Genomic DNA, 21,168 nt, shown 5'->3' on the forward strand with positions numbered 1-21,168 from the left:
GGGTGAGTTGACGGATCCCTGGGTGGCCCTGGCGGCGGACGCCGATCCCGGTGAACAGAGCGGTGCGCTGCGCCGGGCCCACGATGTGTTCACCTCGGCGGGGAGGCTGGAGCGGCCGGTGCGACCGGTGGTCGGCGCGTCCTGGCGGCGCTCGGCGCGGGCGAGGGTCAGCCCGGACGAGGCCCCCGTCGTGGAGCTCGGCCCGGACGAGCTGGGCCCCTACCGGGCGGCTCACCCGCTGGCCCGGGCGATGCCTGTGATCCGTGAACTGATGGGTGCGTACGCCACGGACGGGGAACATCTGCTGGCCGTGTGCGACGCCCACGGCCGCCTCCTGTGGGTCGAGGGCCACACGGCGGCGCGCCGGGCGGCCGGCCTGATGAACTTCGTGGAGGGCGCCCGCTGGGCCGAGTCCGTGGCGGGGACGAACGCGCCGGGGACGGCCATCGCACTGGACCGCCCGGTCCAGGTCTTCGCGGCCGAGCACTTCCTGCGGCCGGTCCAGCAGTGGACCTGTGCGGCGGCGCCCTTGCACGATCCCCGTACGGGCCGGGTGCTGGGAGCCGTGGACATCACCGGCGGGGACCGGCTCGCCCATCCGCACAGTCTGGCCTTCGTCCAGGCGGTGGCCCGGGCCGCCGAGTCCCACCTCGCGCTGCTGACGCCGTCACCCGGGTCCGACGCCGACACGGTTCGGCTGAGTGCGCTGGGCCGGGACGAGGCGCTGTTGGCGGGGCGCGGGCGGCACCTGCGGCTCAGTCGGCGGCACAGCGAGATCCTGGTCGCCCTGGCCCGTAGACCGGAGGGGCTGAGCGGGGAGGAGCTGCTGGTCGAGCTGTACGAGGACGAGTCGGTGACCCCGGTGACCCTGCGGGCGGAGCTCTCCCGGCTCCGGCGGTTGCTGGGACCCGATCTGCTGGACTCACGCCCGTACCGGCTGGCGGTCGCGGTGGACGCCGATTTCGACACGGTGACGCGTCGGCTGGGTTCGGGCGCGGTGGCGGCGGCGCTGGACGCGTACGCGGGGCCGCTGCTGCCGGGTTCCGCGGCCCCCGCGGTCGTCCGCCTGCGGCGGCGGATCGAGGAGCAGTTGCGGGCCGCGCTGATCGCCCGGGGCGATCCGGGGCTGCTCGCCGACTGGGCGTACCGCCCGTGGGGCGAGGAGGACCTGCCGGTATGGCGCGCGCTGGCCGGGGCGGTTCCGGCGAGCCAGCGGCCGGCGTTGCAGGCCAGGGTCCGGGCGCTCGACGCCGAGCAGCGCGGCTGACGCCCTCCCTCGTGCAACGCGCTCGCAACGTCCGCGTTCCTAGCCTCGCGCCGAGGGCCGTCCAACGGCGGGCGGCACCGGATCCGGGAGGCCACAGAGATGACCCGTTACGCTGCGCCGGGCACCGAGGGCGCGATCGTCACGTACGCGTCCCGCTACGACCACTGGATCGGCGGGGAGTACGTGCCGCCGGCCCGGGGCCGGTACTTCGAGAACCCGAGCCCCGTCAACGGCCGCCCGTTCACCGAGATCGCGCGCGGCACGTCCGAGGACGTCGAACGGGCCCTGGACGCGGCCCATGCGGCGGCCCCGGCCTGGGGCGCCACGTCCGCCGGGGACCGGGCGGCGGTGCTGAACAGGATCGCCGACCGGATGGAGGCCCATCTGGAGGAGCTGGCGGTCGCCGAGAGCTGGGAGAACGGCAAACCCGTGCGGGAGACCCTGGCGGCCGACATCCCGCTCGCCATCGACCACTTCCGCTACTTCGCGGGAGCGCTGCGCGCCCAGGAGGGTTCGCTCAGCGAGATCGACGACGACACCGTCGCGTACCACTTCCACGAACCGCTGGGCGTGGTCGGACAGATCATCCCGTGGAACTTCCCCCTGCTGATGGCCACCTGGAAGCTCGCCCCGGCGCTGGCCGCGGGCAACGCGGTGGTCCTCAAGCCGGCCGAGCAGACGCCGGCCTCGATCCACTACTGGCTGAGCCTGGTGGCGGAGCTGCTGCCGCCGGGCGTCGTCAACGTCGTCAACGGCTTCGGAGCGGAGGCCGGCAAGCCCCTCGCCTCCAGCCCGCGCGTCGCGAAGATCGCCTTCACGGGTGAGACCACGACGGGGCGGCTGATCATGCAGTACGCCTCCGAGAACATCAAGCCGGTGACGCTGGAGCTCGGCGGCAAGTCGCCGAACATCTTCTTCGACGACGTCTCGCGCGCCGACGACGATTTCCTCGACAAGGCCCTCGAAGGGTTCACGATGTTCGCCCTCAACCAGGGCGAGGTGTGCACCTGTCCGTCGCGCGCCCTCATCCAGCGCGGCCACTACGGCGCGTTCCTGGAGGCGGCCGTCGCCCGTACCGAGCAGATCGTCCCGGGCCACCCGCTGGACACCGACACCATGATCGGCGCCCAGGCCTCCAACGACCAGTTGCAGAAGATCCTCTCGTACCTGGACATCGGCCAGCAGGAGGGTGCGAAGATCCTGACCGGCGGTCAGCGCATCGAGCACGGCGGTGAGCTGGAGGGCGGCTACTACGTGCAGCCGACGATTTTCGAAGGCGACAACCGGATGCGGGTCTTCCAGGAGGAGATCTTCGGCCCGGTCGTGGCCGTGACGTCCTTCACCGACTTCGACGACGCCATCAGCACGGCGAACGACACCCTGTACGGGCTGGGCGCCGGAGTCTGGACCCGCGACGTCAACACGGCCTACCGGGCGGGGCGCGGGATCAAGGCGGGCAGGGTCTGGACGAACTGCTACCACGCGTACCCGGCCCACGCCGCGTTCGGCGGCTACAAGCAGTCGGGCATCGGCAGGGAGAACCACAAGATGATGCTGGAGCACTACCAGCAGACGAAGAACGTTCTCGTTTCATACAGTCCGAAGAAGCTCGGGTTCTTCTAGAACCTGAAGTCGGTTGCCTGGAGACGCCGTAGCGCTCCAGGCAGTCCGGCACCGGAGTCACTCCGGGTAGACAACAGACTGCCTCAAGTCGATGGTCGACCTGCACGAGCACAGCCTCCGGACCAGTCCCGGACCAGACTCCCCTCCGGGGTGAGGCAGGCGACAACCCTCTGACACCTGTGGTGGCACGGCATAGCGAGGCCGCGCGGGTCTGCAGCACGATCCACGGGCGTGGGAAGGGCAAGCTCCGCGGAAGCCCCGAGTGCCGCGCACTGCGGTCGGCCGCTTCCGTGAGCCAGTTCGCTATCCCGTTCGAGGAAGCCGTCCAGCGGCTCTGTACGAACTGCGGGTGGGCTCTCCTCACGGACAGCCCTGTCCTTCCGCTCGGCGCGGCGGTGATCGACGTGGACTCTCTCAGCATCTGGCTCGACAGGGACCCCGACGACGAGGACTGCATCAAGGTCGAGGGTGACGCGATCGTCGCCCTCTCCCCCGGCGACTACCCGCACCGCACCCATGACGTCGGCGACGGGGAGGACAGAGAGGCACACGACGTTCGTGGCGGACGGTGGATCTTGTCGCGCACTGTTCGCCGTTCGCCAGAGGCTTCGCCCCTCCGTTGATCCGCCCGGCACGCAACCCGAGCCATCAGGTCGAGAAAGCACTCCACCATTTCTGGCTGATGCAGGTTCCCCGACCACTCTCTGGTAACAGCGGAATGCCCGACCAGGAAGCTCGGTGCTTCGGGCCGGGCCGAGGCCATCGCTCGCCACTTCGGCAGCCCACCCCGGCCTCGCAGATAGAGCGCCCCGCACGGCGACCGAGAAGCAGGCCGGGCCTCCCACCCCGTACCTGGCCGACGTCGCCCACCGCGTCGGCTGGACCACCGCCCAGACCGCGCCCGCCGTCCAGCTCGCCGCAGACGACCACGTCGTCGCCGTCCTCCTTCGGCGCCGGAGCGGGCCGACTGCCCGTCCAGTGGGACCGTTGTCACAGGGGGCGGCTACCTTGCAGCTCAGCACAGAACCAAGGCGGGTTGTGGGAAGAGGAGCGGCGATGGTCGTCGAGGTGGGGTACGCGCGGGCATGGGACCTGGAGGCTTGTGCGCCATGGTGGCCGATATCCGCCGCAAGGGCCCGGGAGCGGGATGCCGCCGGGCTTCCGTACGTGGCGGTGTACCGGGAGCCGGGCCGGGAGGCTCCGCTGGAGGTACGACTGGTTTCCTGGCGGGACCACTACGTCGGGTTGTGGGTCTACGACGCCCTCGGCCGCCGCACCTACGACCTGGACATGCGGCTGCTGGACGACCCGTCGCGGCTGCTGCGTCGGTACTCCGTCGGCTGGTACTACACAGGACCGGGGATGGCGGAGTTCGACAAGACGTGCCCACGCATCACCGTGGACCTCTACCCCGACGGCAAGGGCCGACGGACGGAGGAGCGGCAGGGGCAGGGCGGGGGCTCCTCCATCACCTCGCCCGGACTCCGGGACGACGAGCGCTGGATGGACCGCCCCGCCTTCGGGGAGTGGCCGCTGCTCTCGGCCCAGGTACACGGGCTCAGCGAGCCGCCCGCCTTGGAAACGGCTGAGGTGGCCGAGGCAGCGGAGCCAGGTGAGGGAGACACCCCCGCTACCTGCTGGCGCCCGCCGCGCCCCGCACAGCCCGGGCCGATCAACGAGCTGTTCCGGCCCGGGGTGCGTGTGACCGACGGGTACCACCCCGAGATGACCGTCGTGGAGCCGCGCCGGGTCGGCACCCTGCGCGTACCCAGCGGGCTGCTGGCCGTCTCCGGCCCTGACATCCGCCACGGCGACGGGCTGCCGTGCATCACGGTCCCTGTGCGGCCCGGGGAGTACGTACTCGACGAGGCGCGGACCCGCTTCAGCTACCACTGCGAGTGGCGGGACGCCGAGGTCACGACCACGGAAGCCACGGCCGTGCGCCTGCTCGTCCACGAGACCCCCGCCGCGACCTGGGAGATGGCCCTCGGTCCGGACGACGATCCCCGGCTGTTCATCGAGCAGCAGATAGCCGGCTTCGACACCGACGGCGCCACCGGCTGCTTCGCCGACGCCGGGGCCTGGGAGCCACTCATCGCGCTCTTCGAACGGGGGCTGATCCAGGGGGAGTCCGACCTGGACGGGTACGAGGACATCGACGACGGTTCCATGTTCACGCAGCGCACCCGCGACGAGGCTTCCGGCGGCGAGCTCACGGCTTTCGCGACGACCGGTGACGGCACCTACCCGGTGTGGGTCGGCCGTTCCGAGGACGGTGAGGTTGTCGGCGTCGTGGTGCTGGTGGAGGGGATGCCCGAGCTGCTTCCGGAGCAGGACGGGACCCCCACCCACGCGGCTGCGTAGGCAGGCTCCTGCCTCCGGGTGCCCTTCGTGACGTTCTCGGCAGCCCGGTTGCCCATCAGGTCGCGGGTGCCTCCCGAACTCATGAACATGGACTTGGCCTCCGTCGGGGCGCCTCCCGCCTTCATCGTCAAGAGACTCCCGCTTCTTGTGGGCAGAGCCGGCCGGCTCTGTCCACAAGAAGCGGTTCCGGCACGACGTTCGTGAAGCTGTCACGATGCGTGACCACTGGGTGTTCCGAGTGCTTGGAGGGTCCGTCGGACCTCCTGGTGCCACTGGTCGGCGTCGGCGCTGACCACCCAGCCGGTTGCCCTTTCCGACCCGTCCTGGAGGACCCGGTCCAGTGCGGGTCTCGCGGATGAGCGAAGGGAGCCTGGCAGTTTGGGTAGCGGTTCCCCGGGGCCGTCATTCCATCAGTCGCTGTTCACGGAGGACCGGCTTGTCGAAGCGGACGTGGGGATCAGGCTTCGCCGGCCTTGGCCGGGCTTCCCGTCGGTGGCGGGTCATCACACTCGGCGTCGGCGCCCTCCTGGGGTCGGCCGGCCACCGAGGCGCCCTGATCGTTCGTCGCCTTCCGCGTGTGCCGTTCCGCCGTACGCGTGAAGCTGTTCGGGGCGAGGAACAGCGCGAGTGTGGGGACGAGATAGAGCGTCCACACGATGACCTGCAGCAGGGTCGGATCGGCCTGGAAGTTGAAGATGCCCTTGAGCAGGGTGCCGTACCAGCTGTCCGGTGGAACGGCGCTCGTGACATCGAATGCCTTGGTGTGCAGACCGCCGAGGAACCGGGCTTCCTGGAGGTCGTGGACTCCGTAGGCGAGCACTCCGGCCGCCACGATCACGAGCAGGCCACCCGTCCAGGTGAAGAACCTGGCCAGGTTGATCCGCAGGGCGCCCCGATAGAACAGCCAGCCCAGGACGATCGCGGTCGCGATGCCCAGCAGGACGCCGATCAGCGGGGACGAGGAGCCCTCGCCGCTCGCCCGCACCGAGGCCCACACGAACAGCGCGGTCTCCAGGCCCTCACGGCCCACGGCCAGGAAGGCGGTGGCGACCAGGGCACCGGTTCCCATGGCCAGGGCCGCGTCGAGTTTCCCGTGGAGTTCCTTCTTCAGATGGCGCGCGGTACGCCGCATCCAGAAGACCATCCAGGTCACCAGCGCGACGGCGATGATCGACAGGGTGCCTCCGAGCATTTCCTGCGCCTCGAACGTCAGCTCCTGTGAGCCGAATTCGAGTGCGGCTCCGAAGGCCAGGGAAATGGCGCAGGCGATACCGATACCGCTCCACACCGGGCGGAGCGCGTCCCGGCGGCCGGTCTTGACCAGATACGCGATGAGGATGCAGACAACCAGGCTTGCCTCGAGACCCTCGCGCAGGCCGATCAGGTAGTTGCCGAACATGCCGGTCCTTCCACGGTGTCGTTCATGAGAGCAGTGCCCGGCCCCACCAGTCGTCGGTGTCGCGGACGCCCGGCGGGACGGCGAAGACCGCCGAACCCACGTGCTGGATGTACTCGTTGAGTGCGTCGGAGGCCGCGAGACTACGCTGCACCGGTATGAAACCCTTGCGGACGTCCCGCTGGTAGGCCAGGAAGAACAGTCCCGCGTCGAGCCTGCCCAGGCCGTCCGTTCCGTCGGTGAAGGAGTAGCCGCGGCGCAGGATCGTCGCACCGTTGTTGGTGTCGGGGTGGGCCAGCCGCACATGGGCGGTCGGCAGCATCGCCTTCAGGAACGGCTCGTCGCGCTCCTTGGCCTTGCCGACCGGCGCCCCCTCGCCCTTGTCGCGGCCGAAGATGTCCTCCTGCTCCCGCAGGGGCGCCCTGTCCCAGGTCTCGATGTGCATCCGGATGCGCCGGGCGACCAGGTACGAGCCCCCGGCCATCCACGCCGCGCCGTCCTTCTCGTCGGCCCACACGTGTTCGGCCAGTGCGGCCGTGTCCGTACCCGAAATGTTCCGGGTGCCGTCCTTGAATCCCATCATGTTGCGCGGGGTCTGGGAGTCCGGCGTCGTCGAGGACGTCTTGCCGAACCCCAGCTGCGACCAGCGGATCGCGGTCCGCCCCATGCCGATCCTGGCGAGGTTGCGGATGGCGTGCACGGCGACCTGCGGGTCGTCGGCGCACGCCTGCACACACAGGTCGCCGCCGCTGCGGGCCGCGTCGAGGTTGTCGCCGGGAAACGTGGGGAGGTCCACCAGCGCTTCGGGCCGCTGATTCTCGAGCCCGAACCTGCCTTTCGCGAACAGGGACGGCCCGAAACCGATGGTGAGGGTCAGCCGGGACGGCTTGAGTCCGAGCGCCTCGCCCGTGTCGTCCGGCGGAGCCTCGGCCAAGCCCCCGTAGGCGCCGTCGCCGACGCTCTGCCCGGCCGTCATCCGCTCGGCGGCGCGGGTCCACTCCTTGAGCAGCGTGACGAGTTCGGCCCGGTCCTTCGTCGTCACGTCGAACGCCGCGAAGTGCAGCCGGTCCTGGACGGGGGTGGCGACACCCGCCTGATGCGCGCCGTGGAAGGGTACCGCCGCGCCGCTGTCCGCCTGCTCCGGGCCGGGTGTGCGCACCGCGGCAACCGCACCGCCCGCGGTCACGGCGCCGAGCGCCAGCCCGGCTCCGCCCCAGCCGAGCAGAGCGCGCCGCGAGGGTGCCGTGGGGCCGCTGCCCGGCGCCCCTGTTCGCTTCTGTGCCGACTCCTCGGGACCGGGCATCACTTGGTCACCGCGGCAGCCAGCTTGGACAGCGGCTCGGCCAGCGCGTTGACCGCGTCGGACAGCTTCTTGCGGTCCGCCGGGCCGACCTTGTCGTACGCGACGAACGCGTAGCCGGTCCGGTCCGCGCGGAAGGTGTCCAGGAGCGTGTTGAGCTCCGCGAACCGCTTGTCGAGCGTACCGGTCAGCGTCGCGTCGTTCTTCGAGGCGATCGGCCTGAGCAGGGTGTACGACTTCTCCGCGCCCTCGACGTTGGCCTTGAAGTCCACGAGGTCGGTGTGACTGTAACGTTCCTCCTCACCCGTGACCTTGCCGGTGGCGACCTCGTCGAGGAGTTCCTTGGCGCCGTTCGCCATCGAGGTCGGGGTGATCTCGGCCTTGCCGACCCTCTTCTGCCAGTCGGTCAAGTCCTCGTGGAGGAGGCGTGCGAGCGCCTTCTCCTCGGCCCCCAGCTTCTTGTCCTGCCAGAGGGCCTTCTCCAGACGGTGCCATCCGGTCCACTTCTGACCGTCCTCCAGGCCGTCCTCACGGATGTCGACCTTCGGGTCGATGTCGCCGAAGGACTCCGCGACGGGCTCGGTCCGCTCCCAGCCGATGCGGGACTCGGCATACGCCTTCTTGGCCGCCTCGACGTCTCCCGCCTCGACCGCGTCGGTGAACACCTTGACCTTGGGCAGCGTCTCGTCGGCCTGCGCCTGCACGTACGCCCGATAGCCGGCCACGGCCGCGTCCATCTCGGGGCTGCGTCGGGCCGCCGTGCCGCCGGAGACCTCGACGGTCTGGCGGATTCCGTCACCCTTCATACCCGGTTTGCAGGCGATCTCGTACGTACCGGGCTTGATCTCCGCTGTGATCTTCGCCTTGGTGCCGGGGCCTATGTTCTCCCGCTCGGTGACGATGCGGTCGTCGGGGAACAGAACATAGACCTCGGTGACCTTGGAGCCCTTGTTCTCCACAGCGATCTCGACGTGGCCCGCAGGGATCTCCGTGGTGGACACCTCGCAGGCGTCGTCCTTCGCGACGACCCTGACGACCGAGTCGTCCGCGCCGCCGCCTTTCTCGGCACAGCCGGTTACCACGGTCAATGCGGCCAGAGCGGCGGCAGCGGTGACGGCGGGTCGAACGGGTCGCATACGGGCTCCACTGGAGATGAGAGAGCGAATGATGGTGCGGTCATGGACGGTGAGGCGGACCTAACTTAACCGAGCCTTACCTCGCCCGAACCCACTCGGACAGTGATTCACCTCTCCCCCGGGGACGTGGGGCGCGATCCGGTCACAAGCCACCCATGGGACACCCAAGGAAAGGTCAAGCGCGGGTCAATCGCCCTTCGGTGGGCTGACGCGGCACCGCGAAACCTCCGGTACGAACGGGTCGGAGACCGGGGCCGGGCGCCTCTCGCAGTTCAGGATCAGAGCCGGATCGCGGCTCAGCCCCCGGGGCCGCTGTCCTCGCCGCGCCGACTCTTCCAGAGGGCCGGCCGGGACCACCTGAACCTCACCGTAACGGCGCACTCGGACCGTGGGGACGAGCGTCCGGCGCACTGCTTCGGCGCTGCGCTCGGCACGGCTTTCCCGCAGGTAGCCGATGGCGGCGTCGATGAGCAGGACGACGGTGATGACGAGAGCGTCCTTGGCCTCACCGACAGCCCTGGCGACGACTGCGGAGGCAGATTCGGATTCGGAGGCGGATGCGGATGCGGATGCGGATGCGAGCAGGACGCCGATCAGCCGGCCGCGGAACCGGTCCGGCAGACCGAGCCGCTGGGGCCGGCGGACCGGTTCGGCCAGTTCGTCGTTGCCCCGGGTGTCGGCCGGTCGTCGGGCGTCCGCGGTCGTCCGGCCCCGTGCCGGAACCACGGCGAGCGAGGCGGCCACGTCGGCGGCGTCGCGTCGGTGGGCATCCGGCTGCGGGTCCCCGGTACCGGCAGAGCGCTGCTCCCGGTCGTGATCTGCTGAGGCGCGGTCATTCCTCGCCGCGGACCACGGTGACGGGGCAGTGGGCGTGGTGCAGCAGGGCCTGGCTGACGGAGCCGAGCAGCAGGCCGGTGAACCCCCCGCGTCCCCGGGCGCCGACGACGACCAGTTGGGCGTCGCGGCTGGCGTCGATCAGGGCCGGGCGGATCCGGGCACGCTCCAGCCGCCGCTCCACCGTGACGTGCGGGAAGACCTTCTGCCAGGGGGCGACCGTCTCGTCCAACAGGCGTTGCTCGGCCTCTCGGAGCCGTTCGGTATCGACGACCATGGCGCTGAGGGGGTCGCCGGGGCCTTCGTAGGCGCGCTCGCTCCAGGTGTTCCAGACGTGCAGGGCCACGAGCGGGGCCCCGCGCAGAGCGGCCTCGGCGAACGCGAACTCCACCGCGGCCCCGCCGGCGTCGGAGCCGTCGACGGCCAGCAGCACCGCTCCGGACGGATCAGCACTGCCTCGCACCACCATCAGCGGGCAACGGCCGTGCGCGGCCAGATGCACCGCCGTCGAGCCCAGCAGCAGCCCCGAGAACCCGCTCAGCCCCCGGCTGCCGACGACGGCCAAGGACGCCGACCTCGATTCGATCTCCATCACCTCCACCGTCTCCCCCGCCACCACCGACCGGGTCACGGCCACGCCCGGTGCCGCCGCGTGGGCCCGGCCCTCGGCATCGGCCAGCACTCCCCGGGCCATCGGCTCCAGACCGTCGTCGGCCGGGCTCCACGGCGGTACGCCGGACGGCCGGTGCCCGGGCGCATGGCCGAACGCATGCACGATCCGCAACGGGGCATCGCGCAGGCGCGCCTCACGCGCCGCCACGTCGACCGCCTCGAGGCTGGAAGCCGAACCATCCACCCCTACGATCACCGGATCAGTCATTGCAGTCTCCCGTCCCCGGACGCCGCCGATGCGCGGCTCCTTGATCCTCATCCTCGTCTCAGCCAAGCCAGTGCGCCCGGGGACCAACGGACTGCCTGCAGGACCATGCGGTCCTCACGACAGCCCTGATGCCGTCGCGACCGGGCAGGGCACCCGCTTGCGCGATGCCGTGCGACGCCGTGCGGTGCGATCACCGTCTGCCGGCAGTCCCCGTCCGCCCCCGGAACGCGTCGGCCGGCCCGCGCCGGGGCGTGTTCAGTGCCGCGCGTCCGCAGCCCGCACCACGGCGACCGGGCAGTGGGCATGGTGCAGCACGGCCTGGCTGACCGAGCCGAGCAGCAGTCCGGCGAACCCGCCGCGCCCTCGAGCCCCGACCACCATCAGCTGTGCGGAGCGGCTCGCGTCGATCAACGCCTCCCGGGTTGGGCCGTGCACCACCCGGTGCTCCACCACCACATCCGGATACCGTGCCCGGTGGCCCGCGAGTGCCTCGGACAGCAGCGTCTTTTCTTCCTCGGCGAGAGCCCCGGGCGGATTGGCGTACGGAGCGGACGCGTCCTGCGGGGCAGGCAGCGGCGCGTTCCACGTTGTCCAGGCGTGCAGCGCCACCAGGGGGGCCTTCCGCCGCTCCGCCGTGGCGAAGGCGAAGTCCACCGCCGGCTCACCCGCGACGGAGCCGTCGACGCCCAGCACGACCGGACCGTCCGCGCCCGACTGTTCGCGGACCACCAGCACAGGACACCGCCCGTGTGCCACCAGGTGCACCGCCGTAGACCCGGCCAGCAGCCCGGTGAACGCGCCCAGCCCCCGGGACCCCACCACGACGAGCTCGGCCGTACGGGACTCCGCCTCCAGAACGGTCAGGGGCTCACCGGCCACCACGGCATGGCTGACCTCGACATCCGGCGCCACCGCCCGCGCACGCCCGACCGCCTCGGCCACCAGCCCCTCTGCCATCTCCCGGAGCCTGGCCTCGGACAGGTCCATCGGCGGCGGCCCCAACGGCGACGTGCCCCCTGGGAAAGGGCGCGGAAGCGTGTACGTCACCGGCCAGACCAGCGCGTGCACCACCCGCAGCCCGGTCCCGCGCGCCTGTGCCTCCCGAACCGCCACCTCCACCGCGGCGAAACCTGACTCCGATCCATCCGCACCCACGACCACCAGACCGCTCACCATGCCTCCTTCGTCCGGACCGCCTGACTCCGTTACCCCCAGCCCACCCCACCCGTGCTCCTCCCGCCATGGGGCGTGTGGGCCACGGTCAGGGGGCCGAACGTCCCGACCCGCTCGTCCGACACGGCCACTGCCTCCATCCGGCCGGATCCAGTGGCCGCAGGGAGCCCGTCCGGCCCTCCGTACGGGGCCCTTCGGGCCCTGCCGCCCCACCCGCAGCGCGAGGAAGAGTGAGCCGTGGGCCTCCGCACCCCAGGCCAAAGCTTGAGGTGCCGTCCTCGGATGCCGAACACCCATGGCACGACGGTCTCGACAGACAGCCGCACGACAACGCCTTCACGGCAGACGGGATGAGCACGGGTGGACGTCAACGAAGTACTGCTGCCGGGTGTAGGACTGCTCTACGAGTTCGTCAATCTGGAGGGCGACAAGGTCGGCGTGGTCGCACGGCGCTCCGGCGACTTCGAACTGGCGGTCTACGGAGAAGGCGACCCGGACCAGGCACGGGCTGTGCTCCGGCTGACCCGCGAGGAAGCCGACGTCCTCGCCGACATCCTGGGCGCGCCGCGCATCGCCGAGCGATTCGCGGATCTGACCAGAGAGGTGCCCGGCCTCAGTTCCGGGCAGGTGGAGGTGCTGGCCGGTACCCCGTACGTCGGGCGCCCGCTGGGGGAATCCAGGGCCCGGACACGCACCGGTGCGTCGATCGTGGCGATCGTCCGCGGTGAGGAGGTCATCCCCTCCCCCGGGCCGGAGAAGGTCCTCAGTGCCGGTGACGTCCTGGTGGTGATCGGGACCCGCGAGGGAATCGCCGCGGTGGAACAGCTCGTCCGGGGCTGAGCTGATGCACATCTCGGTCGCCCTGCTGCTGGAACTGGGCATCATCCTCGCCTTCCTGAGTCTGCTGGGCACACTGGCGCGACGCTTCGCGCTGTCCCCCGTCCCGCTGTATCTCCTGGCCGGCCTGGCGCTGGGCGAAGGAGGCATCGCTCCGGTCCCCGCAGCCGGTTCCTTCGTGGAGACCGGCGCGGGTATCGGCGTCGTGCTCCTGCTGCTGGTGCTCGGTCTTGAGTTCACCGTGCCGGAGTTCACGGTCAGCCTGCGCCGCCACCTGCCCTCGGCATGGGTCGATCTCGTGCTGAACGCGACGCCCGGTGCGGTGGCGGGATGGCTGCTCGGGCTGGACGCCGGAGGAATCCTGGCGCTCGCCGGAGTGACCTACATCTCCTCCTCGGGCATCATCGCCCGGCTCCTGGGCGACCTGCGGAGGATGAGCAACCGGGAGACCCCCGCGATCCTGTCCGTGCTGGTGCTGGAGGACTTCGCGATGGCCGCGTACCTTCCGCTGCTGGCCGTCGTGGCCGCGGGCGGCACGTGGCGGCAGGCCCTGCTGGGAGTGCTGCTCGCCCTGGGCACCGTCGCGGCGGCGCTCACCCTGTCCTACTGGTGGGGGCATCACCTGGGGCGGCTGCTGTCGCACCCCGACGCGGAGCAGCTGCTGTTGCGCGTCCTGGGCGTGACACTGGTCGTGGCGGCCCTGGCGGAGGCCGTCCACGTCTCGGCGGCGGTCGGCGCCTTCCTGGTCGGGCTCTCCCTCACGGGCGAGGCAGCCGACCGGGCGCGGAAGGTACTGAGCCCGCTGCGAGACCTGTTCGCCGCGGTGTTCTTTCTCGCCATCGGCCTGTCCATCCCACCGGACTCGCTGCTACCGGTCCTTCCGGCCGCCCTGCTCCTGGCCGCGGTCACCGCCGCGACGAAGGTGGCGTCCGGTTGGTACGCGGCACGGCGGGAAGGAGTGGGCCGCCGAGGGCGCCTCCGGGCGGGGACCGCGCTCATCGCCCGGGGGGAGTTCTCCATCGTCGTCATCGGCCTCATGGGCACCGGCCACGACCGGCTCGGCGCCCTGGTCGCCGCCTATGTCCTCCTGCTCGCCGTGGCCGGCCCCGTCATCACCCGGTTCACCGGACCGCGCCCCTCCGATGCGAGCCGCTCACCGTGCCGCAGCCCGTCCGTGCCCTGATCCGCCGGACGGCACCACGCCTCCCCATGGGGGCGGCGTCGACACCCGAAGGGCCACGGTCTGAGCCGGCGACAGCACGGGAACCCGGGCCGGGAGCCCGGCCCTGCGCAGCGGCCCGCCGCACCGGCGCATCCCGCACGTCTCCCGCGTCCGGCGCTCCTCCCGGGGCGCGGCGGTCCCCGTACACCCATCTCCGCACCGTCGCCGTCGACGACGAAGCCGCCGAGAGCCCGTGGAACGAGAACGCCGTCGTCGTCCATGGCATCGGGCAAGAGCAAGGGCACGGACGACACCGTCCCCAGGCCCCAGCGACCTCGATCCCCCTGCCTTCCGAGGCCGCCGCCCCTGCCCCTGCGGACCGCGCGCAATGGCGTCCGCGGGAGCGGTCGCCGAGGGAAGGGGCGGCACACAAGACAGCGCCACGGTGGTGGGCAGGCCGACGCCGTCGGCCTGCCCACCACCGTCGCCGCGGGTCCACTCTGCCTGCGTCGGGTCAGCCGCCGCCTGGGCTGACCGGCCCGCATGGCCGGCCTTCGGCCCCGTGGCCACCGCAGCGTCTATGCCGCCACGGCCTCGTACACGGAGCGCGGGGTCACCAGGCGCTGGGCGGCCTCGTCGGCCGCCCGGCCCACGGCCCGCCGGCTGGGCTCGGAGCCGTCGACACCGACGACCGGGGGCAGGTTCATCGCCCTCCGCCTCCCTCGCCAAGGTCGAAGACGATGCGGGCCTTGACCTGCCCGTTCAGGACCTCGTCGATCGATTCGTTGACGGCGGTGAGCGGGCGGGTCTCGTGGATGACTCTCGTCCGGCCGGCGGCGTGGAGCTGGAAGACCTCCGCGAGGTCCTGGCGGGTACCGACGATGGAGCCGATCACCGAGGTGCCGTTGAGCACGGTGTCGAAGATCGGCACCTGGATGGTGCCGTGCGCCGGCAGGGCCACCATGACGAGCTTCCCACCGCGGCGCAGGCCCGAGTTCACGGCTTCGAACGCGGCCGGGCTGACGGCGAGGGCGAGGGCCGCGTGGGCGCCGCCGTGCCGCTTCAGCTCCGCCCCGACATCCTGGGTACGGGCGTCGATGAGGACGTCCGCGCCCAGCTCACGGGCGAGTTCGAGCTTCTCGTCGGTGACGTCGATGGCGGCGACGGTGGCACCGGCGATCTTCGCGTACTGCACCGCCAGATGACCGAGACCGCCCACGCCGGAGACGGCGACCAGCTGTGCGGGCCGGACGCCGGCCACCTTCAGGGCCTTGTACGTGGTGACACCCGCGCAGGTCAGCGGGGCCGCGTCGACGGCGCTGACGCCCTCGGGCACCAGCTGGGCGAAGTCGGCCCGGGCCAGCATCTTCTCGGCGTATGCGCCGTCGCAGCCGTAGCCGGTGTTGACCTGGCTCTCGCACAGCGTCTCCCAGCCCGACAGACAGTGCTCGCAGCGCCCGCACGCGCTGCCGAGCCACGGCACGGCGACCCGTTGACCGACGGCGAGATGGGTGACTCCCTCGCCGAGCTTCTCGACCAGTCCGACCCCTTCGTGGCCGGGCACGAAGGGTGGGGTGGGCTTGACGGGCCAGTCGCCGTTCGCGGCGTGGATGTCGGTGTGGCACAGCCCGGACGCCTCGACACGGACGCGGACCTGTCCGGGGCCGGGCTCGGGATCGGGGCGCTCCTCGATGACGAGGGGCTGACCGAATTCCCGTACGACCGCTGCCTTCATGATGTCCTCGTTCTCTTGTGTGCGGATGCGCGTCAGTCGTGTGCGACGACGGCGACGGGTGCGGCGGAGTGGTGGAGCACCGCGTGGGTCACGGCACCGATGTGGATGCCGAAGGGGTTGCGGCGCACACGCCGGCCGACGACGACGAGGGAGGCGTCATGGGAGGTATCGACCAGGAGGGCGGCGGCGCTGCCCGGGCGGGATATCTCGACGACCTCGACGTCCGGGTACTTCTGCCGCCACGGGCGCAGGGTCTCGGCGAGTGCGTCGGCCCTCTGGCGGGAGAAGTCCTCGTGGTGCTCGAAGCCCGGCCCGACGGTGTAGACGGCGTAGGGCCACGAGTCCCAGGCCCGGACAGCGTACAAAGCGGTCTCGCGACGCTTCGCCTCCTCGAAGGCGAAGGCGATGACGGCGTCGTCGGGGTTGTCGAGGCCGAGGACGACGGGCCGGAAGGCGGTGGCGGCGGACGGGATTCCGGCGGGGTCCATGACGTGTTCGTCGGCGGCCTGTTCCCCGGCGCGTACCAGGACCACGGGCACCTGGGTCCGGGCGATCACGGCCTGTCCGACGGAACCCACGAGGAAGCCGCCGAGCCCGCTCAGCGCCCGGGATCCGAGGACCAGCAGCTCCGCGTCGCGGGCGACCTCCACAAGAACCTCGGTCGGTGTCCCGCTACGCGGCTCGGTGCTCACCTCGACCCCCGGGTGGCGCAGCCTGAGCCCTTCGGCGGCCTCGCGCGGGACCCGCTCGGTCCAGTGCTGGTGGGTTTCTGCTCCCAGGAGCGGAGCCTGGGCCATCGGTTCCGGCACCGGCATCCACACGTGGACCAGGCGTACCGGCAGGCCACGCAGCTTCGCCTCGCGGGCCGCCCACTCGGCAGCGGCTCCGCTTTCGGCCGATCCGTCGAGTCCTACGGTGATCGTGCGGGCCATGACCGTCTCCTTGAGGTGTCGGATGCTCTGGTTCCAGCGTCGCTGTCCGGCAGGTTCCCGGGGAGGGGCCGCTGGTCCCCCGATGGGGCCGACCGGCCCCATCGGGGCGGGGGTGCGGCGGTTCGAGGCGCCGGATGGTCTTCGCCGTCCAGCTCCTGGCCACGCTCGCGCACGTTCGACGTCCCACCACCTACCGTGCACGAAGTCGTCGGCGGCGGCCCGCCCAGGCCGCTCCGGCCGACGCGGGAGGGTCGGCATCGCCTTCGTCTTTGCCCGCACCGTGAGGAGATACGGGCGGCGGTCCTATTCCGGGGGACAGTCGTGAGGCACGACCGCCACGGGGGCTGTGGCGTGGTGCAGAACGGCGTGGGTGACCGGGCCGAGACGCCGCAGGACCGCCTCGTGGCTGCGCCGCCCGACGACCACGAGGCAGGCGTCGGCGCTGCTGGACAGCAGAACCTCGGATGCGGAGCCGATCTCGACCTGCTCGACGACCTCGACCTGCGGATACTTGCCGCGCCACGGCTTGAGGGTCTCGGCCAGCTCCTCCCTGTTGATCCGCTCCAGACCGTTCGCCTCGTCGACCAGATACAGCGAACCCGGGCTCCACGCGGGGGCCGTCGGGACGCTCCAGGCGTGTACGGCGCGCAGGGCCGCTCCGCGTTCGGCCGCGGCTGAGAAAGCGAACTCCAGGACCGCGTCACCGATCTGCCCGGGTTCCACGCCGACCACCACCTCCGAGGCGTGCCGGGGCGTGCCGGAATGCGGCTTCCCGACCATGACGACCGGCCCGGCCGCACGGCGCAACACCTTCATCGAGACGGAACCGATCAGGTAGCCGGCCAGGGTGCCGTAACCGCGCGACCCCAGCACCAGCATCTCGGCGCGTTCAGCTTCGGCCAGCAGAGTGGGCACCGGGTCGTCGACGACCAGCCCCGTCGTGACGTCCAGGGCCGGGTGCTCCCTGGCGACGCGGGACCGGGCCTCGTCGAGCATGTTCCGCACCCAACGCTCCTCGGCCGCCCGGTCTCCGACGTACGCCACGTCGGTGGGGCGCCAGACCCAGGCGTGCACGAGTCGCAGGGCCGACCGCCGGCGCTCCGCCTCCTGGGCGGCCCAGTCCGCCGCCGCCGCAGCGTGGTCGGTCCCGTCCAGTCCTACGGTGATGGTCCCGGACATGTTGCCTCCTGATGCTGCGGCCGCGAGCGCAAGACTCCAGCGGATGCGATGACGATGGTGTGATGGTGTGAGCCTCACACGGGGCCGACGGATGGTGTCGGGGCCGATCGTCCCCGGTGTGGGCCCGAACGGCCCTGATCCTGCTGTCCGACGGGGCCTCGCACCGGTTCCGGGCCGCACCACGAACCGGGCGCTCGGCACATGCGATGACGGACATGGCCGCCGATCCGGCCAGGAGTCCGCTGGGGACACCGAGCCCTCGCGACCCCGTCACCAGACCTCCGCCGGCTGCGTCGGTTACGTCGGCTCCGTCGCGGAGAGCAGCACCTCCGCGGGGTGCCCGATCCTCTCTGTTCGACGCCGGCGTCGAGGTCGGGAGGCCTCTCCCCCAGCCGGTCGGCCGTCTCAGGAAGGCCGCGCTCCGCCCCGTGCCGGGTCGTGGTAGCTCCATGGGGTGCGGTGCCCCTGCCTCCCCCGGCAGGCGGAACCGACGAACGGCGTACGGTCCCTGCCGGCTGGAGGAGGCGCAGGGGCAGACCGCGCAGGCGGGCCTCTTGGGCGGCCCACGCCGCTGCGGCGAGCGACTGGGCCGGGCTACCGCCCCCAGCGGCCCTGCGAAAGGCCCACAGCGGCCCTGGGAAAGGAGCGGAAGCTCCGTTCAGGCGCTGAAGCCGCACTTCACGAGGCGGGCCGGTCACCCTCCGCAGGCTTCGAGGACTGCGGCAGGGGAGCGTGCCACACGAGCCGCGCTCCCTTTCCCTCCGGACTCTCCAGCACCATGTCGCCACCGAGCGCCCGTGCGCGTTCCGCCATGTTCGCCAGGCCGCTGCGACGGCCTCCGGCCGGGATGCCGACGCCGTTGTCCGTGACCGTCAGGCGGACCTGCTTGCCGTCGGTGTCCAGCACCACGTCGGCGCGGTCGGCGCGGGCGTGCCGGGCGATGTTGGTCAGGGACTCGGTGAGGACGGCCATGACATGGTCGGCGATCCGGCCGGGCACGTGTGTGTCGAGCAGGCCTTCCATACGGACACTGGGGGCGAAGCCCAGAAGGGGAGCCGCGTCACCGATCGCGCGTACCGCACGGGAGCGCAGGCCGGGCGCCGCGTCGTCGTCGCGGGAGCGCAGGCCGAAGATCGTCGACCTGATGATCTTGATGGTCTCGTCGAGGTCGTCCACCGCCCGCAGGATCCGCTCGGAAGCCACATCGTCCTGGACACGCCGCCCGGCGCTCTGCAGCGTCATGCCGGTGGCGAAAAGCCGTTGAATCGCCAGGTCGTGCAGGTCGCGTGCGATCCGGTCGCGGTCCTCCAGCAGGGTGATCTGCTCGGCGTCCTGACGGCGTTCCGCCAGCTCCATCGCGACAGCGGCCTGCGCGGCGAAGACCTGGAGCGACTCGGTCTCCTTCCCGGTGAACTCCCGGCCACCCGACTGCCGGACCAGCAGGACCACGCCCTGAGCCTCGTCGTGCGAGCCGATGGGCACGGCGACGGCCGGTCCCAGCCCGTCGGAGCGCGGCGCGCCGACCGAGAGCGGGGTGTCACGTGAGAGGTCAGCGGTGCTGACAGGAGCCCGGCGAACGAACGCCTGTCCGACGAGCGTCCCTTCCACCGGCAGGACGACTCCCCGCCAGACGTCGGCCTCCTGACCTACGGCGAGTTCCACGGCGAGTGTGTCCGTCCCGCTCACGGGCATGGCCACCACGCTCAGCGCCGAAGCGGTGATCTCCCTGGCCCGCTCCGCGATCAACGGCAGCACCCCACCATGGTCGGCGCCGGACATCAGCGTGTGGGTGATCTCCGCGTTCGCCTCCAGCCAGCGCTCGCGCAGCCGGGACTCCTCGTAGAGGCGGGCGTTGTCGATCGCCACGCCGGCCGCTACGGCCAGCGTGGCGAGCACCGACTCGTCGTCGACGTCGAACTGCTGCCCGCCGCGCTTCTCCGTCAGGTAGAGGTTGCCGAAGACGTGGTCACGCACCCGGATGGGGACGCCGAGGAAGGTGTTCATCGGCGGGTGATGAGCCGGGAAGCCGTAGGAGGCCGGGTGTTCGGAGAGGCTGGGCAGCCGCAATGGCTCGGGGTGGCGGATCAGCTCGCCCAGGATGCCGTGGCCTTCCGGGTAGGGTCCGATCCTCGCGATCTGCTCCTCGTCCACACCCACCGTGTGGAAGGCCGACAGCCGTTCGCCGTCCGGGCCGATCACCCCGAGCGCCGCGTACTCGGCGTCCACCAGTGCCGCCGCGGCCTCCACGATGCTGCGCAGCGCCTGTTCGAGGTCCAGCTCGCGACCGACCGACAGCACGGCCTCCAGCAGACTGTGCACCCGGTCCCGGGTCCCGCGCGCCGCGTCCAGCCGAGCCTGGAGCTCCTCCAGCAGCTCGTCCAGTCGCAGCTGTGGCAGCCGCACCCGCGCCTCGCCGACCCCCTCGGCGTTCTCCACCCGCTGCTCCTCCAACGCCACACCGCCCGTCGGCGACCGTCCCGATCATCACCACAGTAACGGCTCGAACAGGAGCGGCGGACGAGACCGACGCAGCCGTGCGGAGGCGCCGGCGGGCCTCTGGTCCTCAGCGTCCGTCAGGTCGCATACGGTCGCGGGCCTGGGTGGCGATGACCGCGGCCTGGATGCGGCGCTCCACGCCGAGCTTGGCGAGCAGGCGGGAGATGTGGTTCTTCACCGTCTTCTCCGCGAGGTAGAGCCGCTGCCCGATCTGCCGGTTGGTCAGCCCTTCACCGATCAGGTCGAGGATCTCGCGTTCGCGGTCGGTCAGCCCCGGCAGCGTCTCCGGCTTCTCGGCCGGCTGCTGTCCGCTGCGCAGCCGCGCCATGAGCTTGGTGGTGGCGCTCGCGTCCAGCAGCGACTGACCACGGGCCACCGTCCGTACGGCCGTGACCAGGTCCGATCCCCGGATCTGCTTCAGGACGTACCCGGCGGCTCCGGCCATGATCGAGTCCAGCAGTGCTTCCTCGTCGTCGAAGGACGTGAGCATCAGGCAGGCCAGGTCCGGCATCACCGAGCGGAGCTCACGGCAGACGGTCACCCCGTCACCGTCGGGCAGACGCACGTCGAGGACGGCCACGTCGGGTCGCAGGGCGGGGAGCCTCACCCATGCCTGCTCGGCCGTCGCCGCTTCCCCGACGACCGTGATGTCCGGTTCGTCCTCCAGCAGGTCGTGCACCCCTCGGCGTACCACTTCGTGGTCGTCCAGGAGGAACACCCTGATCGGGCCTCCCATGCTGCCGTCCTGCTCGCTGTGCGTCATCCACCGCTCCTCGTGCGCCTCGTGCTGTCCCGGCATCCTCATCCTGTCGGACGGCCCAGGACCAGGGCCGGTCGGCCCCACTTCCCTCCGT

At 71.4% G+C, this 21,168-nt stretch carries 18 protein-coding genes; 6 read left to right on the forward strand and 12 right to left on the reverse strand.

The features are described 5' to 3' along the window. The first annotated feature begins 7 nt into the window (after window positions 1-7). From KME66_RS01025 to KME66_RS01040, 4 genes are all read left to right on the forward strand, one after another. Window positions 8-1,267 (forward strand): GAF domain-containing protein, encoded by a 1,260-nt coding sequence (locus KME66_RS01025; protein WP_216317905.1) that lies wholly within the window; start codon window positions 8-10, stop codon window positions 1,265-1,267. A 99-nt stretch (window positions 1,268-1,366) separates the two neighbouring features. Continuing rightward, window positions 1,367-2,890, forward strand: a complete 1,524-nt coding sequence (locus KME66_RS01030; protein WP_216317907.1) for an aldehyde dehydrogenase family protein — start codon at window positions 1,367-1,369, stop codon at window positions 2,888-2,890. Window positions 2,891-3,180: 290 nt separating this feature from the next. Next, complete coding sequence (locus KME66_RS01035; RefSeq protein WP_216317909.1) at window positions 3,181-3,513, forward strand: hypothetical protein; 333 nt, start codon at window positions 3,181-3,183, stop codon at window positions 3,511-3,513. Between the two features lie 433 nt (window positions 3,514-3,946). Beyond that, window positions 3,947-5,254 carry a DUF4241 domain-containing protein gene (locus tag KME66_RS01040; protein ID WP_216317911.1) on the forward strand — a complete coding sequence of 436 codons (1,308 nt, stop codon included), beginning with the start codon at window positions 3,947-3,949 and terminating at the stop codon, window positions 5,252-5,254. Window positions 5,255-5,711: 457 nt separating this feature from the next. Here KME66_RS01040 and efeU read toward each other — a convergent pair whose 3' ends face one another. The 6 genes from efeU to KME66_RS01070 all read right to left on the reverse strand — a co-directional run bounded on the left by efeU (window position 5,712) and on the right by KME66_RS01070 (window position 11,973). Further along, window positions 5,712-6,653, reverse strand: coding sequence for an iron uptake transporter permease EfeU (efeU, locus tag KME66_RS01045; protein ID WP_216317913.1), 942 nt, complete (start codon window positions 6,651-6,653; stop codon window positions 5,712-5,714). 22 nt (window positions 6,654-6,675) lie between these two features. After that, window positions 6,676-7,953, reverse strand: a complete 1,278-nt coding sequence (gene efeB / locus KME66_RS01050; protein WP_216317915.1) for an iron uptake transporter deferrochelatase/peroxidase subunit — start codon at window positions 7,951-7,953, stop codon at window positions 6,676-6,678. Further along, window positions 7,953-9,086 carry an iron uptake system protein EfeO gene (gene efeO / locus KME66_RS01055; protein ID WP_073223412.1) on the reverse strand — a complete coding sequence of 378 codons (1,134 nt, stop codon included), beginning with the start codon at window positions 9,084-9,086 and terminating at the stop codon, window positions 7,953-7,955. Before efeO ends, efeB begins: the two co-directional genes overlap by 1 nt. A gap of 186 nt (window positions 9,087-9,272) precedes the next feature. Beyond that, complete coding sequence (locus tag KME66_RS01060; RefSeq protein ID WP_216317917.1) at window positions 9,273-9,830, reverse strand: hypothetical protein; 558 nt, start codon at window positions 9,828-9,830, stop codon at window positions 9,273-9,275. A gap of 88 nt (window positions 9,831-9,918) precedes the next feature. Continuing rightward, the gene (locus KME66_RS01065) at window positions 9,919-10,800 is read right to left on the reverse strand and encodes a universal stress protein (RefSeq protein ID WP_216317919.1); all 882 of its coding nucleotides are present in this window, start codon (window positions 10,798-10,800) and stop codon (window positions 9,919-9,921) included. A gap of 255 nt (window positions 10,801-11,055) precedes the next feature. After that, on the reverse strand, window positions 11,056-11,973 hold the full coding sequence (locus tag KME66_RS01070) for a universal stress protein (protein WP_216329009.1): 918 nt from the start codon (window positions 11,971-11,973) through the stop codon (window positions 11,056-11,058). A gap of 360 nt (window positions 11,974-12,333) precedes the next feature. Between KME66_RS01070 and KME66_RS01075 the strand changes: the two genes are divergently transcribed. Beyond that, the gene (locus KME66_RS01075) at window positions 12,334-12,813 is read left to right on the forward strand and encodes a cation:proton antiporter regulatory subunit (RefSeq protein ID WP_073223416.1); all 480 of its coding nucleotides are present in this window, start codon (window positions 12,334-12,336) and stop codon (window positions 12,811-12,813) included. Window positions 12,814-12,817: 4 nt separating this feature from the next. Further along, the gene (locus tag KME66_RS01080; protein ID WP_216317922.1) at window positions 12,818-13,993 is read left to right on the forward strand and encodes a cation:proton antiporter; all 1,176 of its coding nucleotides are present in this window, start codon (window positions 12,818-12,820) and stop codon (window positions 13,991-13,993) included. Between the two features lie 557 nt (window positions 13,994-14,550). Here the strand turns inward: KME66_RS01080 and KME66_RS34375 are convergent. From KME66_RS34375 to KME66_RS01105, 6 genes are all read right to left on the reverse strand, one after another. Then, window positions 14,551-14,679 carry a hypothetical protein gene (locus KME66_RS34375; protein ID WP_269086424.1) on the reverse strand — a complete coding sequence of 43 codons (129 nt, stop codon included), beginning with the start codon at window positions 14,677-14,679 and terminating at the stop codon, window positions 14,551-14,553. Continuing rightward, window positions 14,676-15,707: an alcohol dehydrogenase AdhP gene (gene adhP / locus KME66_RS01085; RefSeq protein ID WP_216317924.1), complete on the reverse strand. Its 1,032-nt coding sequence runs from the start codon at window positions 15,705-15,707 to the stop codon at window positions 14,676-14,678. Before adhP ends, KME66_RS34375 begins: the two co-directional genes overlap by 4 nt. Before the next feature lie 32 nt (window positions 15,708-15,739). Continuing rightward, a complete protein-coding gene (locus tag KME66_RS01090) occupies window positions 15,740-16,639 on the reverse strand; it encodes a universal stress protein (protein ID WP_216317926.1) in 900 nt (299 codons plus the stop codon). Between the two features lie 303 nt (window positions 16,640-16,942). Next, window positions 16,943-17,818, reverse strand: coding sequence for a universal stress protein (locus tag KME66_RS01095; RefSeq protein ID WP_216317928.1), 876 nt, complete (start codon window positions 17,816-17,818; stop codon window positions 16,943-16,945). 678 nt (window positions 17,819-18,496) lie between these two features. Next, a complete protein-coding gene (locus tag KME66_RS01100) occupies window positions 18,497-20,254 on the reverse strand; it encodes a GAF domain-containing protein (RefSeq protein WP_216317929.1) in 1,758 nt (585 codons plus the stop codon). 127 nt (window positions 20,255-20,381) lie between these two features. Next, window positions 20,382-21,077: a response regulator transcription factor gene (locus tag KME66_RS01105; RefSeq protein ID WP_073223855.1), complete on the reverse strand. Its 696-nt coding sequence runs from the start codon at window positions 21,075-21,077 to the stop codon at window positions 20,382-20,384. Window positions 21,078-21,168: the final 91 nt, after the last annotated feature.

This window comes from Streptomyces sp. YPW6 (assembly GCF_018866325.1).
Taxonomy (GTDB): Bacteria; Actinomycetota; Actinomycetes; order Streptomycetales; family Streptomycetaceae; genus Streptomyces.